This is a genomic window from Mesorhizobium sp. M1A.F.Ca.IN.020.03.2.1, from assembly GCF_004023205.1.
Classification (GTDB): domain Bacteria; phylum Pseudomonadota; class Alphaproteobacteria; order Rhizobiales; family Rhizobiaceae; genus Mesorhizobium.
This window is the reverse complement of the sequence record NZ_RZSV01000453.1, coordinates 1-1,586: the sequence shown is the minus strand read 5'-3', so window position 1 is coordinate 1,586 and position 1,586 is coordinate 1. Positions and strand designations below refer to the sequence as shown.

1 protein-coding gene and 1 other RNA gene are annotated in these 1,586 nt (G+C 61.9%); one reads left to right on the top strand and one right to left on the bottom strand.

The genetic code is table 11. The features are described from left to right. Positions 1 to 202 precede the first annotated feature (202 nt). Positions 203 to 563, top strand: a transfer-messenger RNA (tmRNA) gene (ssrA, locus tag EOA79_RS31970). A gap of 124 nt (positions 564 to 687) precedes the next feature. Here the strand turns inward: ssrA and EOA79_RS31965 are convergent. Beyond that, the coding region (locus EOA79_RS31965; protein WP_128293680.1) for an MFS transporter at positions 688 to 1,586 on the bottom strand (899 nt) is incomplete at its 5' end.

Sequence of the window (1,586 nt, the reverse complement as noted above, 5' to 3'; positions counted from 1 at the left end):
TATTTCTTCACATCCGCAAGATAGTCGGCCATGAAACTTCCCCTCGTCGGCGCCACGGATCCGATCGATGAGGCTTGTGGCGCGCCGCGCAACTTGTGCGCTAGGTCAGGATATTCCTCATCGCCGGCGGAGCTTCGATTGAGCAGACGCGCAAGTCAACCCTCGGCTGTCGAGTTTGGCGCAGGGGACAAGCCTCGACTTGGCCCTTTCATTTTTCGTAACCGCTCCCTATATTCGCTTCGTCGGCTTGACCGACTATGGCGATAAACAGGCGATGAAATAAGCCGTTCGGACCCGGGGGCGGTACCCGGCGCCTCCACCAAAAACCGCTCTTCCAAAGGGAGCGGCTTTTGCTGGGGGCGAAATAGGATCGACGAAGGTGTAAAGATCGTACTTTTGCCCGGCATTGTACCACCGTCATCGGGCTAAACTTATAGTTGCCAACGACAACTATGCGGAAGCTCGTCTCGCTGCTTAATGCAGTGCGAACGCTTCAAATCAAGCCCTAGAGGTTCGCACTTCTAGGCGGGGTTCGGAGGTACCTGGCAACAGAAACCTCCACCTTACCCCTCGCCTTCTTTCCAAGTCAATTGAACGGCCAAGCATGCTTGGCGCGCATGCTTGCGGTCCTGCCTGGGCTGAAAAAGGCCGGGCAATCCCGGCCTCTTCCGATTTTCTATCCGCGTCTTACTCGGCAGGCGCTTCGACCGCTTCGCGCGCACGGCCGAGCGTCAGCTTGGCCAGCATGAAGGAAATCACCGCGCAGAGCGTGATGCCGGCCACCATCGGCAGCGGCGTGCCGTCGAAGAAGAGGCCCGCCACGCCCATGGCCAGCGCGCCGATGGCGAAGTGCAGCGTGCCCATCAGCGCCGATGCCGTGCCGGCGATCTCGCCATGCTCTTCCATCGCCAGCACGGAGGTGGTCGGAATGACCAGGCCAAGGAAGCCGTAGCCGACAAAGAGCAGCGCCGCCATCACGTCGAGCCGGTCGACACCGGATGCCATGATCGCGAACAGCGCCACCATCACCGTGGCATAGCCGGTCACCGCGACCCACACGACCCGCTTCAAGCCGAAGCGATCCGCCAGCATCCCGGTCAGCTGCGACATGCCGATGAAGGCGACCGCGTTGATCGAGAAGAACACGCTGTAGACCGACGGCGACAGGCCGTAGTGGTCGATCAGGATGAAGGACGAACTTGACAGATAGACGAAGAAGCTCGCAATGCCGAAGCCGGCGATCGCCGTCAGGCCAAGGAAGTTGCGGTCGCTCATCAGGTAGCGGTAACCGGCAAGTGCCGTGCCGAAGGACGAGTTGGCGCGCTCCTCCGCCGAACGCGTCTCTTTCAGCGAGGTCGCGAGCAGGATGGTGGCTAAAGCGGCGGCGCCCGTCACAGTCCAGAACACGGCACGCCAGCCGAAGCTCTCGATGATCTGGCTGCCCGTGAGCGGCGCGAGGATAGGCGACACCGAGAACACCAGCATCAGCAGCGACATCAGCTTGGCGGCCTCGTTGCCGGTGTGCAGGTCGCGCACGATGGCGCGCGGCACTGCCATGCCCGCGCTGGCGCCGAGCCCCTGCAGGA